Source organism: Corallococcus sp. Z5C101001 (genome assembly GCF_007352635.1).
GTDB classification, from domain to species: Bacteria; Myxococcota; Myxococcia; order Myxococcales; family Myxococcaceae; genus Corallococcus; species Corallococcus silvisoli.
Genome location: NZ_VKLU01000014.1, coordinates 92,644 through 113,127 on the forward strand (window position 1 = coordinate 92,644; position 20,484 = coordinate 113,127).

A 20,484-nucleotide genomic window follows, 5' to 3' on the forward strand; every position below is an offset into this window, starting at 1 on the left:
GGGGCGCGAATCGCCGCGCCAGCCGCTCCCGCCGCGCCAACACGGCGGGAGCGTTTTCGCGCCGGCTACTCCAGCTTCTCGCCGCGCTCGGCCTTGGCGACCAGCGAAGCGGGCGGCAGGAAGTGCTTCCCGTAGCGCTCCGCCAGCTCCCGCGCGCGGCTGACGAAGCCGCGAGGACCCGTGCCGGACGGCCCCTCATAGCCATTGATGTACTGCACGACGCCGCCCGTCCACGGCGGGAACCCGATGCCCAGGATGGAGCCCACGTTCGCGTCCGCGACCGAGCGCAGGACGCCCTCGTCGAAGCAGCGCACCGTGTCGATGGCCTCCGCGAACAGCATCCGCTCCTTCATGTCCTCGAAAGGGATGGTGTGCCCGGCCTTGGCGTAGTGCCGCGCCAGCCCCGGCCAGAGGTTCGTGCGCTTGCCGTCCTCGTAGTCGTAGAACCCGCCGCCGGTGGAGCGGCCCTTGCGTTGGTGCTGGTCGATCATCGAGTCCACCACCGCGTAGCTGCCGTGCTCCGCCCACGGCTGCCCCGCGGCCACGGTGGCCGCCTTCGTCTCCTCGCGGATCTTCCGGGGCAGCGTCAGCGTCAATTCGTCCATCAGCTGGAGCGGGGCGGCGGGGTAGCCCGCCTGGAGTCCCGCCTGCTCAATGGACGCGGGCGCGATGCCTTCGCCCACCATCGCCAGGGCCTCGTTGAGGAACGTGCCAATCACGCGGCTGGTGAAGAAGCCCCGGCTGTCATTGACGACGATGGGCGTCTTTCCAATCTGCACCGCGATGTCGATGGCCTTCGCGAGCGTCGCGTCACCCGTCTGCTTGCCCGCGATGAGCTCCAGCAGCGGCATCTTGTCCACCGGCGAGAAGAAGTGCATCCCGACGAAGTCCGGCGGGCGCGACACCCCTTCCGCGAGCAGGGAGATGGGCAGGGTGGAGGTGTTGGACGCCAGCACCGCGTCCGGCGCCACCACGGCTTGAATCTCCTGGAACACCTTGTGCTTGAGCTTCACGTCCTCGAAGACCGCTTCGATGACCAGGTCGCAGCCCGCGAGCGCGGCCGGGTCCTCCGCGGGGGTGATGCGCGCCAGCAGCGCGTCGCCCTTCTCCTTCGTGAGGGAGCCCTTCTGGACGGACTTCTCCACCAGCTTGACGGAGTAGCCCTTGCCCTTCTCCGCGGACGCGACGCTCACGTCCTTGAGCACCACGTCGATGCCCGCCTTGGCGCACACGTACGCGATGCCCGCGCCCATCATCCCCGCGCCCAGCACGCCGACCTTCTTCGCGGTGTGCTGCGGGAAGCCCTTCGGACGGCCGCCGCCGGAGTTGATGTGCTGCATGTCGAAGAAGAACGCCTGCATCATGTTCTTCGCGACCTGCCCCGTGGCCAGCTCCGTGAAGTAGCGCGACTCCACGGTGAACGCCGTGTCGATGTCCACCTGCGTGCTCTCCACCGCCACCGCCATGATGGCGCGGGGCGCCGGCATGTTCGCGCCCTTCAACTGCTTGCGCAGGTTGGCGGGGAACGCGGGCAGGTTCGCCGCGAGGGCCGGGGAGGAGGGCGTACCGCCGGGAATCTTATAGCCCTTCTGGTCCCACGGCTGCTGCGCGGTCGGGTTCGCCTTCACCCACGCCTTCGCCGCGGGCAGGAGCGCGTCCACGGACGCCACCACCTCATGCACCAGCCCCAGCTCCTTCGCCTCCTGCGGGCGGTAGCGCTGGCCCTGGAGCAGCACCTTCATCAGCGCGTCCACGATGCCCAGCATGCGCACCGTGCGCACCACGCCGCCGCCGCCGGGCAACAGGCCCAACGTCACCTCCGGCAGGCCCAGTTGGACGCCCTTCACGTCCGCGGCGATGCGGCGGTGACACGCGAGCGCGATCTCCAGCCCGCCGCCCAGCGCCGCGCCGTTGATGGCCGCGACCACGGGCCGGCCCAGCGTCTCCAGGGCGCGCAGCTGTGACTTGATCTTCTGGCCCAGCTCGAAGACCTGCTGGGCTTCTTCCTTCTTCACGCGGCGCAGGTCGTTCAGGTCGCCGCCCGCGAAGAACGTCTTCTTCGCGGAGGTGATGATCACGCCCGTGATGCGGTCCTTCTCCTGGACCAGCCGGTCCACCGCCGCGCGCATGGACTTCACGTAGGCGGCGTTCATGGTGTTGGCGGACTGGCTCGGGTCATCCATCGTCAAGACGACGATGCCGTCGGCGTCCTGGTCCCAGCGCAGGGTGTTCTGTTCGCTCATGGGTTCGCTCGAATGGGGTCGAAAGGGGAGGGAAGGCTTCAGACGCGCTCGACGAGGGTGGCCACGCCCATCCCGCCGCCGACGCAGAGGGTGACGACCGCGCGGCGCGCCTGCCGCCGCTCCAGCTCGTCCACCACGGTGCCCAAAATCATGGCGCCCGTGGCGCCCAGCGGGTGGCCCATGGCGATGGCGCCGCCGTTGACGTTGAGCTTGTCGTCCGGGATGTCCAGGTCCTTCTGGTACTTGAGCACCACGGAGGCGAAGGCCTCGTTGAGCTCGAACAGGTCGATGTCGCGGGCCTTCAGGCCGGCGATGTCGAGCAGCTTCCGCGTGGCCGGCAGCGGCCCCGTGAGCATGATGGTGGGGTCCGCCCCGGACGTGGCGACCGCGGCGATGCGCGCGCGCGGCGTGAGGCCCAGCTCCCGGCCGACCTTCTCCGAACCCACCAGCACGAGCGCCGCGCCGTCCACGATGCCGGACGAGTTGCCCGGCGTGTGCACGTGATGGATGCGCTCCACGGCGTGGTACTTCTGGAGCGCCACCGCGTCGAAGCCGCCCGCCTCGCCCATCCCGGCGAAGGCCGGGTTGAGCTGGCCCAGCGAGGCCACCGTGGAGTCCGGGCGCATGTATTCGTCGCGCGCCAGCACCGTGAGGCCGTTCTGGTCCACCACGGGGACGACGGACTTCTGGAAGTAGCCGTTGGCCCAGGCCTTCGCGGCGCGCTCCTGCGAGCGCACGGCGTAGCGGTCCACGTCCTCGCGGGTGAAGCCCTCCAGCGTCGCGATGAGGTCCGCGGAGATGCCCTGGGGGACGAAGTACGTGTCGTAGTTGGTGGCGGGGTCCATGGCCCACGCGCCGCCGTCGGAGCCCATGGGGACGCGGGACATGCTCTCCACGCCACCCGCGATGACCAGCTGCTCCCAGCCGGAGCGCACCTGCTGCGCGGCCATGTTCACCGCCGTGAGGCCGGAGGCGCAGAAGCGGTTGAGCTGCACGCCGCCGGTGGTGTCCGGCAGTCCGGCCGCGAGCACCACGGTCCGCGCGATGTCCGCGCCCTGGTCTCCCACGGGAGACACGACGCCCAGCACCACGTCGTCGATGCGCTGGGGGTCCAGGGTCGGGTGTCGCTTCTTGAGCGCGTCCACCAGGCCGACGAGCAGCGACACCGGCTTGGTGCCGTGCAGGGCGCCCTTCTTGCCCTTGCCGCGAGGGGTACGAACGGCGTCGAAGATGAAAGCTTCCTGGCTCACGGGGGAGCCTCCTTGGAAGATGGGGAGGGGTACTTCGCCATGCCCGCCGACACCGTGTCGAGCGTCCCGGGGCCTTGACGGCCGATGACATCCCGGTTTCATCACCTGGGAGAAGAACATGCCATCACTTCAAGTGCGGCCCCCGCGGCCCGCGGCTCGGTGTCGAAGCTGGGGCGCTACAGCGTCGTGCCTCGCTGAAGCAGCGCATGCGCGCCGCTACAGCCCGAGCGCCGCCTTGCAGGTCTTCGTGTAGAGGTCCCGGAAGAGGTTGTCCGGGTCGGTGCGCCGCTTCACGGCCTGGAACGTCTCCTTGTTCCAGATGCTCCAGAAGGTCTGCTCGTCATAGTAGTTGTAGGAGATGAGCGTCTTGGTGCCGTTGATGCGTTGCAACGCGTCCTCGAACTCCTTGTAGAGGTTGCGGCCCGGTGGCTGGGGCATGCCGTAGACGGCGAGGTCCAGGAAGAGCGGATCGCTCATGCCGGCCCACCACTGCGGTGTCAGCCATTCGTAGTCCCGCGTCCGCCGGAAGGGCACGCACCACACCGGGTAGTGCTTCATCTCGCGGTGGTACCAGTCCATGAACTCGGCCGTGCGTGAGAACGGGACGAACACGTCCACGATGACCGGCGGGTCCTTCGCGGGCAGCAGCTGGTGGAAGCGGTTCGCGGTCCTGAGCACGCTGTCTGAATGGATCAGCTTCGCGAACAACGCCCGCGCCAGCAGGCTCCGGGGCCTCGCGTGGGTGACGCCCCGGTTGTAGCGGAAGAGATAGTCATACGTGGTGAGGTAGTCCTCGCGCCGGCGCGGGATGGTTTCGCAGTACGCGGTCATCCATTCGTAGCGGTTCACGTACGGCGCCCGGTCCACGAAGTGGCCCACGCACAGCACGTGCTTCGTGGGGGAGAAGATCTGCCCGTCCAGGTAGTCCGCGTCCTGGGCATGGAAGTGGCGCAGGATGGCCTGCTGGAAGGACTCCAGCGAGGTGTGGGGCTCGTACGTCACGCGCACGAAGGGGGCGGCGCGCACGAGCCTGAACTTGAGCCGCGACAGGATGCCGAGCGTCCCGAACGAGCCGTGCATCATCTGGAAGAGGAGCGGCTCCTCCTGGGGGGAGCAGCGCAGCACCTCGCCCTTCGCGGTGAGGACCTCGTACTCCAGACAGGTGTCGTGGAAGCCGCCCTGCCGGAAGGACATGGACTCGATGGAGCACCCCGCGACCGCGCCTCCCAGCGTGATGGTCTTGTGCTCCGGGACGATGAAGGGGACGAGCCCGAAGGGCAGCGTCGCGCGCACCACCGCGTCGAAGGTGACCGCGGGCTCGGCCGTGCAGGTCATCCCCACCGGGTCGATCTCCAGGATCTGGTCCAGGTCCCCCAGGTCCACCTTCTCATCGCGGCGCCGCGAATCGAACCGCTTGGGGACCTGGTGGGGCGGCGTCTTCTTCTTGAAGGACGCCGGGCCCGCTCCCTTTCGCTGTCGCAGCTGCCGGGCGATGGCTTCCACCTTCGCCTCATGGACCGTGGACATCCTTCCCTCCGGGGTGGGTGCGGTGGAGAGGATACCGGCGCGCCGCGAGCCCCTGGGCGACGGCGTGCGGCCTTCCTGTCCGTCTGTCCTGCGCGCGACCGACCGGTGCATCGCGCCGCCTGTCGGAGCCCGTCCGGCTCCGCGAAGAAGACGCGGGGCCTGAACGGGCTGACTATGATGGCGCCACGATGGCGCTGACGCCCCTCAACGAGCTGGCCGTGTTCGTCACCGTGGCGAGGCGACGGAACTTCACCCAGGCCGCGCGCGAGCTGGGCGTCTCCACGTCGGCGGTGAGTCAGTCGGTGCGGCAGCTGGAGGCGCGGCTGGGTTCGGCGCTGCTCGCGCGCACCACGCGCAACGTGTCCCTCACCGACGCGGGCCGCCGGCTGATGGCGCTCGCGGCGCCGGGGCTGGAGTCCGCGCTGGAGGCGCTGGAGCGGTTCCCCGCGGAGGGCACCCAGCTCACCGGCACCCTGCGCCTCACGGCGCCGACCATGGCGCTGCCGGGCGTGCTGGAGCCCGTGCTGCCCCGCTTCGCCCAGGCCCATCCGCACGTGCGCATCGAGGTGGGGGTGACGGACGGCTTCGTGAACATCGTGGAGGAGGGGCTCGACGCGGGCATCCGGCTGATGGAGTCCGTGGAGCGCGACATGGTGCAGGTGCGCCTGACGCCCGCCTTCCGCTTCCTCGTCGTCGCGTCCCCGGACTACCTGGAGCGCCACGGCCGGCCCGTGAAGCCGGAGGACCTGTCGGACCACTCCTGCATCGGCTTCCGCTCGCCCACCACGGGCCTGCCCTACCGCTGGGAGCTGGAGCGCGGCCGGCGCGAGCTGCGCGTCCCGGTGACGGGCCCGCTGGTGACGGACCACTCGGGGCTCATCATCCGCATGGCGCTGGCGGGGCTGGGACTCGCGTACATGGCCGAACTCTCGGTCGCGCCCCACCTGCGCGAGGGCAGCCTCGTCCCCGTGCTGGAGGACTGGTCGCCCACCGTGCCCGGCCTCTACCTCTACTATCCCCACCGTGCGCGGGCCTCCGCCCCCCTGCGGGCCTTCATCGACGTGGCGCGAAGCACGCTGCCTCCGCCCTGAGCACCCCCCGGAAGCGTCAGCGCGGAGGCGCGGCGCAGTCCGTGGCGCTGGCCGCTCGCCGCCAGCCCAGCCACAGGGAGACCCCCAAGGCCGGCAGCGTGAACAGGTCCGTGAGGTCCATCGTGTGCTGCGTGGGCACCAGTGACGGGATGCGCGCGCCGCTCAACCACGCGCCGAGCACGCGGAAGGGCCATTGCAGCCCGCCCAAGGCCCAACTCCACGCATCCCCCGCGTCCGGTGAAAGCTTCGTCGCGGAGAAGCACAGCCCCGTCAGCAGCACCGCGCCCACGAGCACGGAGAAGGAGGGGCGGAAGTCCCGAGCACGAAAGCCCGCTACCTGTTCCCAGAGCGCTTGGAGGAGCAGGGGGAACATCGCGAGCCCGGCGACGTCGGACAGCTTCCCCGTCCACCACGAGGGCCAGCGCGCCTTGAAGACGTGGTCGTTCAAGACGAGCAGGACGATGGCTCCCAGCACCACGGGGTGCAGGAGGCCACTGCCTCGGGTGGGGGGCGTGCGGGGTGGCTCCAGGACGATCACGGCGCTGACACGGTCACGCTGAAGCCCTCCGGCACTGCGCTCATTCCCCGGACGCGCGCTCCGGCCACGACAGTCCAGTCAATCTGGAGCGAGCCCTTGGGACCCTCCGCCTGCATCTCGAAGCGCACGCGCGCGGTGTATTCACAGGGGCTCTCGAGCTTGCAGGTCGTCTCCAGGCGCGTGAGGTGCTCCCGTGTGATGGGTTCGCCCGCCAGTGGAGCGGTGTCCTGCATCCTCCCTCCGGCGACTTCGTTTCCGGTGGACAGCGAGAAGCTGAACCGGGGGCGGGCCGTCTCGTCAGGGTCTTCGGGCAACCACCGCAGGGTGAATTTCGTAAGCGCGGTCGGTTCGACGGTCCTCGCGTGCGACTTCGAAGCGGTCACGCGGATCACCAGGTCGCGTTGGAAGTTCGGGGCCTGGTTCGTCAGCGTCACTGGCTCGCCGGCGAACACCTCGGAGGTGACGAGGGGCGACAACGCCTCCGACGTCGCCACCGAGGCCGCGCAGGCCAGCAGCAGGACCGCGCGCGCGGCCCATCGCGACAGGTGGGCGCGAGGGGGCGTGGTCAGCGAAGGCGCGACAGGGGGCCGCGACGCTTCAAACATGGTTCCGAAGTCACTTTCTCCAAAGCGTCCCGGTGACGTCTGGATGGGGGGCTTCCGCGAGGTGTGGTCCGAGCGCACAGCAATCCGGATGCCATGTGCCGTACAGAGGGGGAGGGCTTCCCACACGGCGCGTACCATGCCCCCCGGCGCGACACCCGTGTCGCATTCTTGAACGGGCCGCGGGAGAAGGCGGCACGCGTGCGCGAGCTGCCCGCGCGTGGGAGCTGGGACGCCGGCGGACGCAGGGCGTGAGCGGAGACCTCTGGCTGGAATCCGACAGCGCGACGGCGCGCCATTTCGCATCCTCCACGACGGCCTCCACTTCGTTCCCCTGTGGCGGCGGTCGCCGCGCTATCCGTCTCCCATGGCTCCCCCCAAGGCTCCGCGTTCCCGCAAGACTTCCGACCCCACCGGCTTCGTCCGAGTCCGGGGGGCCCGGGAGCACAACCTGAAGCACGTCGACGTGGACATCCCCCGCGATGCGCTGGTGGTCTTCACTGGCGTCTCCGGCTCCGGCAAGTCGTCGCTCGCGTTCGGGACGCTCTACGCGGAAGCGCAGCGGCGCTACTTCGAATCCGTGGCCCCGTATGCCCGGCGCCTGATTGATCAGGTGGGGGTGCCCGAGGTGGACGCCATCGACGGGCTGCCCCCGGCGGTGGCGCTCCAACAGCACCGGGGCGCGCCGACGTCGCGCTCGTCGGTGGGCAGCGTGACGACGCTGTCGAACTCCGTGCGCATGCTGTACTCGCGCGCGGGCACGTATCCGCCGAAGCTGGGGCGGCTGGACTCGGATGCGTTCTCGCCGAACACCCCCGCGGGTGCGTGCCCGACGTGCCACGGCATCGGCCGGACGTTCGAAGTGACCGAGCGCTCCATGGTGCCCGACGACCGCCTGAGCATCCGCGAGCGCGCCGTCGCCGCGTGGCCGCCCGCGTGGCACGGGCAGAACCTGCGCGACATCCTGGTGACGCTCGGCTACGACGTCGACACGCCCTGGCGCGACCTGCCGAAGAAGGACCGCCAGTGGATCCTCTTCACCGACGAGCAGCCCACCGTCCCCGTCTACGCGGGCTTCACGTCGGCGGAGGTGAAGCGGGCCCTCGCGCGCAAGGACCCGCCCAGCTACATGGGCACGTTCACCGGCGCGAAGCGCTACGTGCTGACCACCTTCGCGACGACCCAGAGCGCGATGATGAAGAAGCGCGTCGCCCGCTACATGGTCGCCAGCGAGTGCCCGACCTGTGAAGGCAAGCGCCTGAAGCGCGAGTCGCTGTCGGTGACGTTCGGGGGGCGGGACATCGGTGAGCTGTCCCGCCTGCCCCTGGAGCAGGTCGCGGACCTCCTGCGGGCCACGGCGGAAGGGAAGGGGAAGGCCGCGGAGGCGATGGCGCGGGAGCACCCGGAGAAGGTCATCGTCGCCCAGCGCATCACCAAGGACCTGCTCGCGCGCATCCAGGTGCTGACGGACCTGGGGCTGGGCTACCTGTCGCTGGAGCGCGCCACGCCCACGCTGTCTCCGGGCGAGCTGCAGCGGCTGAGGCTGGCCACCCAGGTGCGCTCCAACCTCTTCGGCGTGGTGTACGTGATGGACGAGCCGTCCGCGGGCCTGCACCCGGCGGACACGGAGGCGCTGCTCACGGCGCTGGACCGGCTGAAGGAGGCGGGCAACTCGCTCTTCGTCGTGGAGCATGAAGTGGACGTCATCCGCCACGCGGACTGGCTCGTCGACGTGGGGCCCGCCGCGGGGGAGCACGGGGGGCGTGTGCTCTACAGCGGGCCGCCAGAAGGGCTCGCGAAGGTGGAGGCGTCCCGGACGCGGCGCTACCTCTTCGACGAGGAGGCCGTGCGCCGCCGCGCGCCCCGAAAGGCCACCGGGCGGCTGCGGCTGGAGGGCGTGAAGCGCAACAACCTGCGCGGGCTGGACGTGGACTTCCCGCTGGGAGTCTTCACCACCGTGACGGGCGTGTCCGGCTCCGGCAAGTCCAGCCTCGTGAGCCAGGCCCTGGTGGAGTTGGTCGCCGCGAGGCTGGGGCAGACGCTGACGCCGGACGAGGAGGAGGGCGAGCCGCTGGACCGCGAGCCGTCGGTGGCCAGCGAGGGGCACATCGTGGAAGGGCTGGACTCGCTCAAGCGGCTGGTGACGGTGGACCAGAAGCCCATTGGCCGCACGCCGCGCTCCAACCTGGCCACCTACACGGGCCTGTTCGACCACGTGCGCAAGCTGTTCGCGGCGACGCCCCTGGCGAAGTCGCGCAAGTACGGCGCGGGGCGCTTCTCCTTCAACACGGTGGGCGGACGCTGCGAGACCTGCGAGGGCGAAGGCTTCGTCAGCGTGGAGCTGCTCTTCCTGCCCAGCGTCTACGCGCCGTGCCCGACGTGCCACGGCACTCGCTACAACGCGAAGACGCTGGAGGTGCGCTACCGCGAGCGGAGCATCGCGGACGTCCTGGGCATGACGGTGGACGGCGCGTTCGACTTCTTCACCGACGCGCCGCCGCTTCAACGCGCGCTCAAGGTGTTGCGCGACGTGGGCCTGGGCTACCTGCGGCTGGGGCAGCCCGCGACGGAGCTGTCCGGTGGCGAAGCCCAGCGCATCAAGCTGGCCACGGAGCTGCAACGCACGCAGCACGGGGACACGCTCTACGTGCTGGACGAGCCCACGACGGGGCTGCATCCGGCGGACGTGGACAAGCTGATGACGCAGCTGGAGGGGCTGGTGGACGCGGGCAACACGGTCATCGTCGTGGAGCACGACCTGCGCGTCGTCGCCGCCAGCGACCACGTCATCGACGTGGGACCCGGCGCGGGGAACGCCGGAGGCCGGGTGGTGGCGCAGGGAACGCCCGAGTCCGTGGCGAAGGTGAAGGACAGCCGCACCGCGCCGTACCTCGCGCGCGTGTTGGGGTGACGGCGCCCGCGGCCGGTGCGCCGTCAGCCCTGGAGGCGGACGGGCTCAGTCCTTGCCGTGATGGCCACCGCCGTGGTCATCGTCGGAGTCCTCGCCGCCGTCGCGATCGTCGTCGTCGAAGGCGTCGATGGAGTCGCGCAGGTTGTTCTCCAGCCGCGAGCGGTTGCGCTCGTCACGCGGATCCAACCGCGCGCCGCCCTCGCCCGTGAACCAGCTGCTGGGGTCGATGTTGATGGTCACGTTCTGGTCGCCGCCGCCAGTGACCTCGAAGCTCGCCTCGCGCTCCTGTTCCACCCGGACGCTGGACACGAACTGGAAGGGCTCGCCGTCGATGCGCCCGTTGATGACGATGGAGGCGCCCAGCTCCGCCAGCTCCTTCAGCGCCGCGTTGTCGCCCGCTTCGGTGACGGAGACCTTGCCGATGTCGAACTCAATCTCATCGTAGATGCCCGCCACCACCGACACGTCGCGCAGCTGGACGACCTGGCCCTCCAGCGCCGTGCCCGACAGGTCGATGAGGAACGCGCCCGTGCGCTGCTTGTGCTCGCCATTGTCGTCGGTGCCCGTGCCAGCGTCTTCCTTCGACACGTCGTCGTGATGGCCCTCGCGCTTGAGCTCCAGCTCGCGGATCGACAGCCGCACCCGCTCCACGGTGATGCCATTGGAGAGCTCCAACCGCTGCGTGACCTGGCGCGGGAGGCCGGCACTCGAGGTCGCGGAGCCCATCCGCGTGCTCAACCCCACCGACGAGGTCCCATTGCCACACGCGGACAGGCACAGGATGGACGCGAACAGACCGATGAAACGCATGACGTGTATCCCCAGGTTCTGGAGGGCGCGTTGCGATGGGCCGCCTTCCGTTGAAAAGGAAGGAGTCCGGCCGCGCGAAACGGCCACGGCCGGGAGTTTCCCCGCGGCTTTCTTGCGGGGTGGGACATCCGCTTCCAGGGGCTCCAGCCTCCGGACGGGCGGGGGCCGTGGCCGGAAAAGCCCTTCGTGACTCCTTCCCTGTCGACGGGGTACTCGACGGGAGCCATGGCGTGCACCTTCACAGCTGGACGGGCATCCCGGCCGGGGCGTCGCCCCGAACGGGGACCCACGCGCGGGCGTCGGTCTGGCGCGAGGGCTGGGAGGGCGGCGTGGTGACGGAGCAGGAGCTGGCGGACTGCATCCGCCGGGCGGCGCGGGGCGAGCAGCCCGCATGCGGCCAGCTCTACCAGCGCTTCCACGGGGCCGTGCGCCGTGTGGCGCAGGGCTCGGGGGCGCTGGGGGCGGCGGAGGTGGAGGACGTGGTGCAGGAGACGTTCGTGCGTGCCTTCCGCGAGCTGCCTCGGCTCCAGCACCCGCGCGCGTTCAGCGGCTGGCTGCTGACCATCGCCCGGCACCACGCGTATGCGCTCAGCCGTGGCGCGAAGGCCCGGGCCCGCGTGGCGGAGGACCTGGCGCGAGAGGCGGACGCCGCCGTGCCCGCGCTGCCGCCATCCTTGACGCTGGAGCGCCGGGTGGCGGTGGTGCGCGCGCTCATCGAAGGGCTGCCCGAGGGGCCGGAGAAGGACACGGCCCGGCTCTTCTATCTGGAGGGAGAGCTGAGCGCGCGGGAGATCGCCGACCGCCTGGGGCTGGGCAAGAGCGCGGTGACGATGCGCTTGGAGCGCTTCCGCGCCCGGGTGAAGCGTGAGCTGCTGGCGCGGCTGTTGGCCGCGGAGGTGGGGTGAGCCATGAGCGGGAGCGACAGACACCTGGACGTGGAGTCCTTGAGGGCCCTCGAGCAGCGGGAGCCCGAAGCGGTGCGGTACTTCGCCGACCACCTCTCGCGTCCCTGCGAGACCTGCGAGACGTTCCTCGCCGGAGAGGACGCGGAATCTGGTGACGCCTTCGGTCTGGATGCGCTGGCGGACGAAGCGCTCGTCGAGACCTCCGGACGGCCCCTCCGGGAGGACGCCGTCGGCTGGGCCCGGGTGCGCCGGAAGCTCGGCGGTCCGAGGCGGGCGTGGTTGACCGGAGCGCTCGGGGCGGCGGCCGCGGTCGTCCTGGCCCTCGTCGTGCGTCCAGGCACCGATGGGCCGGGCGTGGCGCCGTCCTCGCAGCGCACCAAGGGGAGCGCGCCCCTGGCATTGGAGGTCACGGCGGCGGCGCGGCTGCCGGACGGAGAGGTGCGCGCGGTCGCCGACGGGGCGGTGCTCCCGCCGGAAGCGGTGGTGCTCCTTCGCTACCACGCCAGTGAGTCCGGCGACGCCTTGCTGGTGCGCGAGGCTCCCGGTGTGCCCCCGCAGGTCCTGGGCCGCCACGCGCTGACCCCGGGCACGCATGACCTCCGGGACGGCGCGGACCTGGCGGGCGTGTCGCTGGAGGACGAACACGGACCGGTGACGCTGGTGCTGGTCGCCTGGCCACAAGGGGAGCAGGGGGCCGCGGCGCTGGAGGCGGTGCGCGTCAGCGGGCAGGTGCCCCAGGACGCGGCCCAGGTCCGTCTTCGCTTGAGGGTGGAGTCGGGGCATGCTGCTCCCTGAGGAGCCGCGCGTGTCCCGCCTGCTGTTCATCCCCCTGGTGCTTGCGCTGGTGACGCTCGGCGCATGCCGCACGGCGGACTCGCGGGAGAAGGGCCGCGCGGTGCGGGTGCGCCTGGAGGACGGCGTGCTGGCCACGGCGCAGGAGGGCGAACGGCACGCGCTGCTCATCGGGATCTCCGCGTACGCGGACCCCTCGTGGAATGGGTTGCGCTACGCGGCGAAGGACGCGGACGACCTGGGCCGCGTGCTGGCGGATCCCTCGCGTGGGGGCTTCCGCTCCGTGACGGTGCTCACGCGCCCCGAGCAGACGACGCGGACCGCCGTGCTCGCCGCGCTCCAGGCCTTGGAGGCCCGGTCGTGGCGTCCACAGGACGTGGTGGTCGTCTATGTGTCCGGGCACGGCTCGCTGGCGCGCGACGCGCGAGGCGAACTGCGGCGCTACCTGGTGACGTCGGACACCCGCTACCGGGATGTGGCCGGAACGGGGCTGGAGATGGCGAGCCTGGAGCAGGCGCTGGAGCGGCTGGGGTCCCGGCGGCGGGTGCTGGTGCTGGCCACCTGTCACAGCGGCACGGGCAAGTCGCTGCTCCCCCCGGAGGTGCGCGACGAGCTGTCGCACACCAAGGCGCCCTTCCTGATGCAGCCGCTGGAGGCGGCGAGCCGCGCGTCGCTGGTGTTGTCCGCCAGCGACTGGGGCGAGGCGGCGCGAGAGGACGACGCGCTGGCCAATGACATCTACACGCACTTCCTCATCCAGGCACTGGATGGACGCGGCGACCGCAACCGCGACGGCGCGGTGAGCGCCACGGAGGCGCACGACTGGGCCCGGCGCAACACATGGGCCTATACGGAAGGGCGTCAGCGGCCCAGCGCGCAGATGCTGGAGGTGGGCGCGGATCCGGTGTTGCTGGCCGGCACGTTGGAGCGGCCCGGACAGCCGGAGGTCTTCTCCTACAGCGCGCGGCTGGAGGGCTTCACGCTCAAGGTGGATGGCCAGGAGGCGGGGGAGCTGCCTGGGGGCGTGGTGGTGCCGGAAGGTCGGCGCAGGCTGGAGCTGCGCAAGGGCGGCCAGGTGTTGTGGGAGGACACCGTGGCGCTGCGCTCCGGTGAGCGGCGGGAGCTGGAGGCGCTCCTGCGCTCCGTGACGGACGGGCCCCGGCGCACGGTGACGTTGGGGGCGGGCGTGTTGGGCTTCCTCGATACGCGCAGCCGCGAGCAGGTGCTGCCCGCGTCCGGGCTCGCGGGCGTGGGCCTGGGCTGGGAGGGCGTGCTGCTGGAGGGGAGGTTGGACCTCTGGGTCGACGTGGCGGCGGGGCAGGGGAGCCAGTCGCTGCGGTTGGAGCCGGGCGGGTTCGTTCCGGTGCGCCATCGCACGCTGCTCGTGGGCGTGGCCCTGGGGCCGACGTGGACGTGGGGACGGCTGGGCTTCTCCACGGGTCCGCGCGTGGCCGGCTTGTGGCTGGAGCGCTCCTTCCAGTTGGAGTTGCTGGACCGGAATGAGCACTACCTGACGGCATGGCCGGGGTGGATGGCCGCGGTGTCGTTCCGTTTCAGCCCGGCATGGGTGTTGGAAGCACGCACGCAGTTGCTGTGGGCCTATGTCCCGGTGGACGGGCAGACGCGCATGGTGGGCTTTGGAGGCCTGATGCTGGCCGGAGGGTACCGCTTCTGATGCGAGCCAAGGCATGCGGGTGGGCCATGGTGCTGGCGCTGGCCGGCTGTGGCGGCTTCGACAACGGGCCGTTGCGGACGGGCACGGTGCGAGGGCGCGTGCTCGGCGCGGAGTCGGGCGTGGCGCGCGTGAGCGTGCTGGGGCGCTCCGACCTGCGCGTGTCAGTGGACTCGGACGGGCGGTTCGAACTGGACGGCGTGCCCGCGACGTCGCTGGAGCTGTTCGTCATCGCGACGAAGACGCGGGCGGCGCGAAAGCCCGTGGTGGCCCAGGGCGCCCGAGTCACCGACGTGGGCGACATCCAGTCCGGACCCGGCGCCTTCCTCACCCTGCGGGTGACGGACGAGCGGGGCGCCATCCCCTCCGGTGTGGAGGTGGAGCTGAAGGGCACGGGCGGCGACAAGGTGAAGGTGGACGCTGGGAACGGCGAGGCGCGACTGGGGCCGCTGCCCGCGGGTTGCTACGAGCTGGAGGTGAAGGCCGACCACCTGGAGGACCTGGAGGAGGAGGTCTGCGTCCGCGAGGGGGAGGAGCAGGTACGCGACATCACGCTGCCATCGGATGACCACGGCGGCGGGGACGACGACGGAGGCGATGACCACGGCGGCGGCAAGGATGGCGGCTGAGCGAGGCTCCCAAGGGGCCTTGTTGATTGAACGCGGGAAACAACGGGCTCGTCATCGGGTTCACCGTTGTTCCGTGGCGGTGACCCTCAGCGAGTCGAGGAACGCCTCTCCCTCGGGGAACGGGTCGTTTTCGAGGGAGATCGTCTGAAGGAAGAGCAGTCCTCTCCCAACGACAATCCATCGGTCGCTGATGTTTTCGCCGGGACCTGGACCGCCCCATTCGCGGACCGCCTTGTGCCATTCCCAGCCCACCCATGGCGCGGGCAGGCGCGTGTACTCGGCTCCTGCGAAGGGACGGACCTGCTCCCGTTCGAGCCGCTGGAGGTTGTCTTCTGGTGACGCTTCGGGGTCGAAGATATTGGCGGACCAGTCCATGCGGAGCTGCCTGTCGGAGTCGTGGTGATACCAGGAGCAGACGAAGAGCGTGGTGGCGCGAGACGCCAGGTCGATGATGGCGGAGGGGTCGAGGTGCTTGCATTCAGCATGGGTCGCCGAGCGCTCAGGTTCCGGTTTCGCTGGGGGAAGGGGTGGCGCAATCACGCTGACGCCAGGGACCGGCTCCCAGCGGACCGACTCGCCGGGCAGCGGCCACCGGGGCAGCGGCGGTGACGCGCTCCGGCCCGTCGCGCAGGCCATGCATGCAAGCGCGAGGAGGCTCGGAATGTAGCGATACGCTTGGTCCATGCGGATAGGGTACACCCCCGGGCCGTGAAGCCCGTGACTCCCTCCCGCCCCTTCAAGGTGACGACGTGAACGACCGACTCCTGCGCACGGCGCGCCGCCAGCCGACCGACACCACCCCCGTGTGGCTGATGCGTCAGGCGGGCCGCTACCTGCCCGAGTACCGCGCCATCCGCGGCACCATCCCCTTCCTCGATCTCTGCAAGCACCCGGACCTGGCCGCGGAGGTCACCGTCCAGCCCATCACCCGCCTGGGCGTGGACGCGGCCATCATCTTCTCCGACATCCTCATCCCCGTGGAGGCCATGGGCATCCACCTGGAACTCGGGGACAAGGGCCCGCACTTCCCCAACCCGCTGCGCACCGCCGCGGACATCGACAAGCTCGGCGTCCCGGACCCCGTCGAAGGCACCGGCTTCGTCGCGGAGGCCATCCGCCGCACGCGCAAGGCCCTCAACGACTCCGTGCCCGTCATCGGCTTCGCGGGCGCGCCCTTCACCCTGGCCGCGTACATGGTCGAGGGCGGCGGCTCCAAGAGCTACATCGTCATCAAGCGCCTGCTCTTCGAGCAGCCGGAGCTGGCCCACCGCCTCTTCCAGAAGCTCACCGACACCCTCATCCCGTACCTCAAGATGCAGGTGGAGGCCGGCGCCAGCATCGTCCAGATCTTCGACTCCTGGGGCGGCGAGCTGTCTCCCTGGGACTTCGAACGCTTCAGCCTCCCGTACCTCACCCGCATGGTCACGGAGCTCAAGGCCACCGGCGTCCCCGTCATCCTCTTCGGCACCAACATGACCCCGCACCTGCCGCTCTTGAAGCGCACCGGCGCGGACGTCATCGGCCTGGACTGGCGCGTGAACGTGGACGAGGGCCGCCGCATCCTCGGGCCCGACGTCGCCACCCAGGGCAACCTGGACCCGCTCCACCTGTTCCTCCCCCGCGAGGAGCTGGACGGCCGCGTGAAGGACATCCTCCGCCGCGCCGGCCCCGTGGGGCACATCTTCAACCTGGGCCACGGCATCCTCCCCCCCACCGACCCGGACGCCGCGAAGTTCCTCGTGGACGCCGTCCACCGCCACGGCGCCGCCCTCCGCCAGGGCACCCTGGGCTGAGCCCGGGGCCCGTCCCCCCTCCTGGTGGGCAGTTGACTCTTGAATCAATCCGCCGTTGACGCGGTGCATTGCTGGTCGTTAGAAGTGCCTCACTCGTTTCACAGAGGGTGAGGCACACATGGCAAGCGAGAAGCGCAACGGCCACCGGCGGGTGGCCATTGTCCGGGGGCTGCGGACGCCGTTCGCGAAGGCGGGCACCGTCTTCGCCGGGCTGACGGCGCTGGACCTGGGCCGGATGGTGGTCCAGGAGCTGGTGCAGCGCAGCGACCTGGACCCCCGCGAAATCAACCAGGTCGTCTTCGGACAGGTCATCCCCACGCTGACCGCGCCCTCCATCGCGCGCGAGGTGGTGCTGGCGGCGGGCCTGCCCAAGAACATCGACGCCTTCACGGTGGCGCGCGCCTGCGCCACGTCCATCCAGTCGATGGTGGCGGGCGCCAACGCCATCGCGCTGGGTGACGCGGACGTCGTCATCGCGGGCGGCACCGAGTCCCTGTCGGACGCGCCCATCTTCACCAGCCGTCCCCTGGCGCACGCGCTGGCCGCGTCGTCCAAGGGCAAGAGCCTGCCGGACAGGCTCAAGCCCTTCCAGAAGCTCAAGGCCAGGGACCTCATCCCCGTGCCCCCCGCCATCGCCGAGTTCTCCACCGGCGAGACCATGGGCGAGAGCGCGGAGAAGATGGCCAAGGAGAACGGCATCACCCGCGAGGAGCAGGACCTCATCGCGTTCAACTCGCACCAGAACGCGGCCAAGGCGTGGAAGGAAGGCCGCTTCGACGACGAGGTGATGCACGTCCTGGTGCCGCCCAAGTACGAGCAGTCCGCCACCAAGGACAACATCGTGCGCGAGGACACCAGCCTGGAGGCGCTGGCCAAGCTCAAGCCGGTGTTCGACCGCCGCTATGGCAGCGTCACCGCCGGCAACGCGTCCCCGCTGACGGATGGCGCCGCGGCGCTCATCCTGATGAGCGAGGAGAAGGCGAAGGCGCTGGGCTACGAGCCGCTGGGCTTCCTGCGCTCGCACGCGTTCGCGGCCACGGACCCGGGCGACCAGCTGCTCCAGGGCCCGGCGTACGCGGCGCCCGTGGCGCTCAAGCGCGCGGGGATGAAGCTCGCGGACATCGACCTGGTGGAGATGCACGAGGCCTTCGCCGCGCAGGTGGCGAGCAACCTCCAGGCGCTGGCGTCCAAGGAGTTCGCGAAGAAGGCGGGCTTCGCCGCGCCGGTGGGTGAAATCGACCGGTCGCGGCTCAACGTGACGGGCGGCTCCATCTCCATCGGGCACCCCTTCGGTGCCACCGGGGCGCGCATCGTCACGCAGGCCCTGAACGAGCTGAAGCGTCGGAACAAGAACACGGTGCTGTGCACCGTCTGCGCCGCGGGCGGGCTGGGCGCCGCGGTCATCCTGGAGCGTGCGTGATGGCGACCAAGCAAGAGGCAGTCGAAGCGAAGCAGGGCTTGAGCTACGGCGTCACGGACGGCATCGCGGTCATCACCGTGGACCTGCCGGGCGCCCCGGTGAACACGCTGTCGCCGGAGGTAGGCACCGCGTCCACGGAGCTGCTCCTGCAGGCGGAGCGCGACCCGGAGGTGAAGGCCGTCGTGTTCATCTCCGGCAAGAAGGACAGCTTCGTCGTCGGCGCGAACATCGACTTCCTCCAGACCCTCAAGTCCCCGGATGAAGTCATGGCCATCAGCTACGCGGCGTACACGGAGTTCGACCGGCTGGAGTCCTTCTCCAAGCCGGTGGTCGCGGCCATCCACGGCGCGTGTCTGGGCGGCGGCCTGGAGTGGGCGCTCGCGTGTCACTACCGCATCGCCACCGACAGCCCCAAGACGACCCTGGGCCTGCCGGAGACGCAGCTGGGCCTCATCCCCGGCGCCGGCGGCACGCAGCGGCTGCCCGCGCTCATCGGCGCGCAGGCGGCGCTGGACCTCATCCTCACCGGCAAGAGCGTCAAGCCGTCCAAGGCGAAGAAGCTGGGCATCGTGGATGAAGTCGTCCCGGTGCCCATGCTGAAGGACCTCGCCCTCAAGCGCGCGGCGGAGCTGGCGGCGGGCACGCTCAAGGTGGAGCGCGCGCACCAGGGCTTCAAGGCCGTGGCCCAGAGCGGGAAGAAGAGGGGCCTCGCCGGCTTCTTCCAGGGGCTCATCAGCAAGGAGCTGTGGACGGAGGCGGCGCTGGAGGACAACCCGCTGGGCCGCAAGGTGCTGTTCGACCAGGCGAAGAAGGCGCTCCTGAAGAAGACGCGCGGCAAGTACCCGGCGCAGGAGAAGGCGCTCCAGGTCATCCGCGTGGGCCTGGAGTCCGGGCGCAAGGCGGGCCTGGAGGCCGAGGCGAAGGCGTTCGGGGAGCTGGTGTTCACGGACGTGTCGCGGCGGCTGGTGGAGATCTTCTTCGCCACGACGGCGCTGAAGAAGGAGAACGGCACCGCCAACCCCAGCGTGAAGCCGCGCGAGGTGAAGAAGGTGGGCGTGCTGGGCGGCGGCCTGATGGGCGGCGGCATCGCCTACGTGGCCGGCGTGCTCCAGGGCGTGCCCGTGCGCGTGAAGGACAAGGACGACGCGGGCGCGGGCCGCGCGCTCAAGCAGGTGCAGACGGTGCTGGACGAGCGCGTGAAGCGCCGCTCGCTCACCCACCGCGAGGCCTCCGCGAAGCTGGCGAACATCACCGCGGCCACGGACTACAGCGGCTTCAAGTCGGTGGACCTCATCATCGAGGCCGTCTTCGAGGACCTGACGCTCAAGCACAAGGTCATCGCGGAGGTGGAGGCCGTCACCGGCGCGGACACCATCTTCGCGTCCAACACCTCCAGCCTGCCCATTGGCGAGCTGGCCAAGGGCAGCAAGCGGCCCTCGCAGGTGATTGGCATGCATTACTTCAGCCCGGTCCACAAGATGCCGCTCTTGGAGATCATCACCCACCCGGGCACGGCGGAGTGGGTGACGGCGACCTGCGTGGACGTGGGCCGCAAGCAGGGCAAGACGGTCATCGTCGTCAACGACGGGCCGGGCTTCTACACGTCGCGCATCCTCGCGCCGTACATGAACGAGGCGGCGTACCTGCTGGCGGAAGGCGCGGACATCCTCCAACTGGACAAGGCGCTGGTGGACTTCGGCTTCCCGGTGGGGCCCATCACGCTGCTGGACGAGGTGGGCATCGACGTGGCCCAGAAGGTGGGGCCCGTCATGGAGGCCGCCTTCGGCAAGCGGATGGCGGCGCCCAAGGCCCTGGAGGGCGTGGTGTCCGACGGCCGCCTGGGCCGCAAGACGCAGAAGGGCTTCTACCTGTACGAGAACGGGAAGAAGAAGGAGGTCGACCCGCAGGTCTACCTGCTCCTGCCGCACGGCAAGGACCGCAAGTCCATGGACCCCACGGAGATGGCGGAGCGCTGCGCGCTCCAGATGGTGAACGAGGCCATCCGCTGCCTGGGGGAGGGCATCCTGCGCAGCCCCCGCGACGGCGACGTGGGCGCCATCTTCGGCCTGGGCTTCCCGCCGTTCCTGGGCGGCCCCTTGCGCTACGCGGACAGCCTGGGGCCGGCCAACCTGCTGCGCAAGCTGGAGCACTACCAGGACAAGTACGGCGAGCGCTTCACGCCCGCGCCGCTGCTGGTGGAGAAGGTGAAGGCCGGCAAGGGCTTCTACGAGGCCTGAGGTCGTGACGGACCGGGAGGGGGAGGGGGCCGCGAAGTCCCTCCCCGCTTCCGGGGCCTGACTT

At 70.4% G+C, this 20,484-nt stretch carries 16 protein-coding genes; 9 read left to right on the forward strand and 7 right to left on the reverse strand.

Translation table 11 applies throughout. The features are described from left to right. Positions 1–65: 65 nt before the first annotated feature. The 3 genes from FOF48_RS28825 to FOF48_RS28835 form a co-directional block, all read right to left on the reverse strand. On the reverse strand, positions 66–2,243 hold the full coding sequence (locus FOF48_RS28825; RefSeq protein WP_143906782.1) for a 3-hydroxyacyl-CoA dehydrogenase NAD-binding domain-containing protein: 2,178 nt from the start codon (positions 2,241–2,243) through the stop codon (positions 66–68). 38 nt (positions 2,244–2,281) lie between these two features. Further along, a complete protein-coding gene (locus FOF48_RS28830; RefSeq protein ID WP_143906784.1) occupies positions 2,282–3,493 on the reverse strand; it encodes an acetyl-CoA C-acetyltransferase in 1,212 nt (403 codons plus the stop codon). Positions 3,494–3,709: 216 nt separating this feature from the next. Further along, entirely contained in the window at positions 3,710–5,020 is a 1,311-nt protein-coding gene (locus FOF48_RS28835; protein ID WP_143906786.1) for an FAD-binding oxidoreductase, read from the reverse strand. A 188-nt stretch (positions 5,021–5,208) separates the two neighbouring features. On the opposite strand from FOF48_RS28835, the gene FOF48_RS28840 reads away from it, so the two are divergent. Next, positions 5,209–6,111 (forward strand): LysR family transcriptional regulator, encoded by a 903-nt coding sequence (locus FOF48_RS28840; RefSeq protein WP_143906788.1) that lies wholly within the window; start codon positions 5,209–5,211, stop codon positions 6,109–6,111. Between the two features lie 16 nt (positions 6,112–6,127). On the opposite strand, the gene FOF48_RS28845 is transcribed toward FOF48_RS28840, so the two are convergent. Continuing rightward, on the reverse strand, positions 6,128–6,649 hold the full coding sequence (locus FOF48_RS28845) for a hypothetical protein (RefSeq protein ID WP_328700972.1): 522 nt from the start codon (positions 6,647–6,649) through the stop codon (positions 6,128–6,130). Beyond that, positions 6,646–7,254, reverse strand: a complete 609-nt coding sequence (locus FOF48_RS28850; protein WP_143906790.1) for a hypothetical protein — start codon at positions 7,252–7,254, stop codon at positions 6,646–6,648. Before FOF48_RS28850 ends, FOF48_RS28845 begins: the two co-directional genes overlap by 4 nt. Before the next feature lie 364 nt (positions 7,255–7,618). Here FOF48_RS28850 and uvrA point away from each other — a divergent pair, with 364 nt between their 5' ends. Beyond that, positions 7,619–10,162 carry an excinuclease ABC subunit UvrA gene (uvrA, locus tag FOF48_RS28855; protein ID WP_143906792.1) on the forward strand — a complete coding sequence of 848 codons (2,544 nt, stop codon included), beginning with the start codon at positions 7,619–7,621 and terminating at the stop codon, positions 10,160–10,162. A 45-nt stretch (positions 10,163–10,207) separates the two neighbouring features. On the opposite strand, the gene FOF48_RS28860 is transcribed toward uvrA, so the two are convergent. Continuing rightward, positions 10,208–10,972: a hypothetical protein gene (locus FOF48_RS28860; protein WP_143906794.1), complete on the reverse strand. Its 765-nt coding sequence runs from the start codon at positions 10,970–10,972 to the stop codon at positions 10,208–10,210. A 230-nt stretch (positions 10,973–11,202) separates the two neighbouring features. On the opposite strand from FOF48_RS28860, the gene FOF48_RS28865 reads away from it, so the two are divergent. The 4 genes from FOF48_RS28865 to FOF48_RS28880 are packed head-to-tail and all read left to right on the forward strand — an operon-like array spanning position 11,203 to position 14,970. After that, on the forward strand, positions 11,203–11,877 hold the full coding sequence (locus tag FOF48_RS28865) for an RNA polymerase sigma factor (protein WP_143906796.1): 675 nt from the start codon (positions 11,203–11,205) through the stop codon (positions 11,875–11,877). 3 nt (positions 11,878–11,880) lie between these two features. Then, positions 11,881–12,672 (forward strand): hypothetical protein, encoded by a 792-nt coding sequence (locus FOF48_RS28870; protein ID WP_143906798.1) that lies wholly within the window; start codon positions 11,881–11,883, stop codon positions 12,670–12,672. Continuing rightward, positions 12,659–14,344 (forward strand): caspase family protein, encoded by a 1,686-nt coding sequence (locus FOF48_RS28875; protein ID WP_143906800.1) that lies wholly within the window; start codon positions 12,659–12,661, stop codon positions 14,342–14,344. Before FOF48_RS28870 ends, FOF48_RS28875 begins: the two co-directional genes overlap by 14 nt. After that, positions 14,344–14,970: a carboxypeptidase-like regulatory domain-containing protein gene (locus FOF48_RS28880; protein ID WP_143906802.1), complete on the forward strand. Its 627-nt coding sequence runs from the start codon at positions 14,344–14,346 to the stop codon at positions 14,968–14,970. Before FOF48_RS28875 ends, FOF48_RS28880 begins: the two co-directional genes overlap by 1 nt. A 60-nt stretch (positions 14,971–15,030) precedes the next feature. On the opposite strand, the gene FOF48_RS28885 is transcribed toward FOF48_RS28880, so the two are convergent. Further along, complete coding sequence (locus tag FOF48_RS28885; protein ID WP_143906804.1) at positions 15,031–15,654, reverse strand: hypothetical protein; 624 nt, start codon at positions 15,652–15,654, stop codon at positions 15,031–15,033. Between the two features lie 65 nt (positions 15,655–15,719). On the opposite strand from FOF48_RS28885, the gene hemE reads away from it, so the two are divergent. The 3 genes from hemE to fadJ all read left to right on the forward strand — a co-directional run bounded on the left by hemE (position 15,720) and on the right by fadJ (position 20,420). Continuing rightward, positions 15,720–16,763: a uroporphyrinogen decarboxylase gene (hemE, locus tag FOF48_RS28890; RefSeq protein WP_143906806.1), complete on the forward strand. Its 1,044-nt coding sequence runs from the start codon at positions 15,720–15,722 to the stop codon at positions 16,761–16,763. A 118-nt stretch (positions 16,764–16,881) separates the two neighbouring features. Further along, positions 16,882–18,183 (forward strand): acetyl-CoA C-acyltransferase FadI, encoded by a 1,302-nt coding sequence (gene fadI, locus FOF48_RS28895; RefSeq protein ID WP_143906808.1) that lies wholly within the window; start codon positions 16,882–16,884, stop codon positions 18,181–18,183. Then, the gene (gene fadJ / locus FOF48_RS28900) at positions 18,183–20,420 is read left to right on the forward strand and encodes a fatty acid oxidation complex subunit alpha FadJ (RefSeq protein ID WP_143906810.1); all 2,238 of its coding nucleotides are present in this window, start codon (positions 18,183–18,185) and stop codon (positions 20,418–20,420) included. The genes fadI and fadJ overlap by 1 nt, the downstream gene beginning before the upstream one ends. Positions 20,421–20,484: the final 64 nt, after the last annotated feature.

Bases quoted from the DNA above. Each gene is read 5' to 3' on its own strand.
- FOF48_RS28825 (WP_143906782.1), bottom strand. From the start codon at position 2,243: ATGAGCGAACAGAACACCCTGCGCTGGGACCAGGACGCCGACGGCATC.
- FOF48_RS28835 (WP_143906786.1), bottom strand. From the start codon at position 5,020: ATGTCCACGGTCCATGAGGCGAAGGTGGAAGCCATCGCCCGGCAGCTG.
- FOF48_RS28840 (WP_143906788.1), top strand. From the start codon at position 5,209: ATGGCGCTGACGCCCCTCAACGAGCTGGCCGTGTTCGTCACCGTGGCG.
- FOF48_RS28850 (WP_143906790.1), bottom strand. From the start codon at position 7,254: ATGTTTGAAGCGTCGCGGCCCCCTGTCGCGCCTTCGCTGACCACGCCC.
- uvrA (WP_143906792.1), top strand. From the start codon at position 7,619: ATGGCTCCCCCCAAGGCTCCGCGTTCCCGCAAGACTTCCGACCCCACC.
- FOF48_RS28860 (WP_143906794.1), bottom strand. From the start codon at position 10,972: ATGCGTTTCATCGGTCTGTTCGCGTCCATCCTGTGCCTGTCCGCGTGT.
- FOF48_RS28870 (WP_143906798.1), top strand. From the start codon at position 11,881: ATGAGCGGGAGCGACAGACACCTGGACGTGGAGTCCTTGAGGGCCCTC.
- FOF48_RS28875 (WP_143906800.1), top strand. From the start codon at position 12,659: ATGCTGCTCCCTGAGGAGCCGCGCGTGTCCCGCCTGCTGTTCATCCCC.
- FOF48_RS28880 (WP_143906802.1), top strand. From the start codon at position 14,344: ATGCGAGCCAAGGCATGCGGGTGGGCCATGGTGCTGGCGCTGGCCGGC.
- FOF48_RS28885 (WP_143906804.1), bottom strand. From the start codon at position 15,654: ATGGACCAAGCGTATCGCTACATTCCGAGCCTCCTCGCGCTTGCATGC.
- fadI (WP_143906808.1), top strand. From the start codon at position 16,882: ATGGCAAGCGAGAAGCGCAACGGCCACCGGCGGGTGGCCATTGTCCGG.
- fadJ (WP_143906810.1), top strand. From the start codon at position 18,183: ATGGCGACCAAGCAAGAGGCAGTCGAAGCGAAGCAGGGCTTGAGCTAC.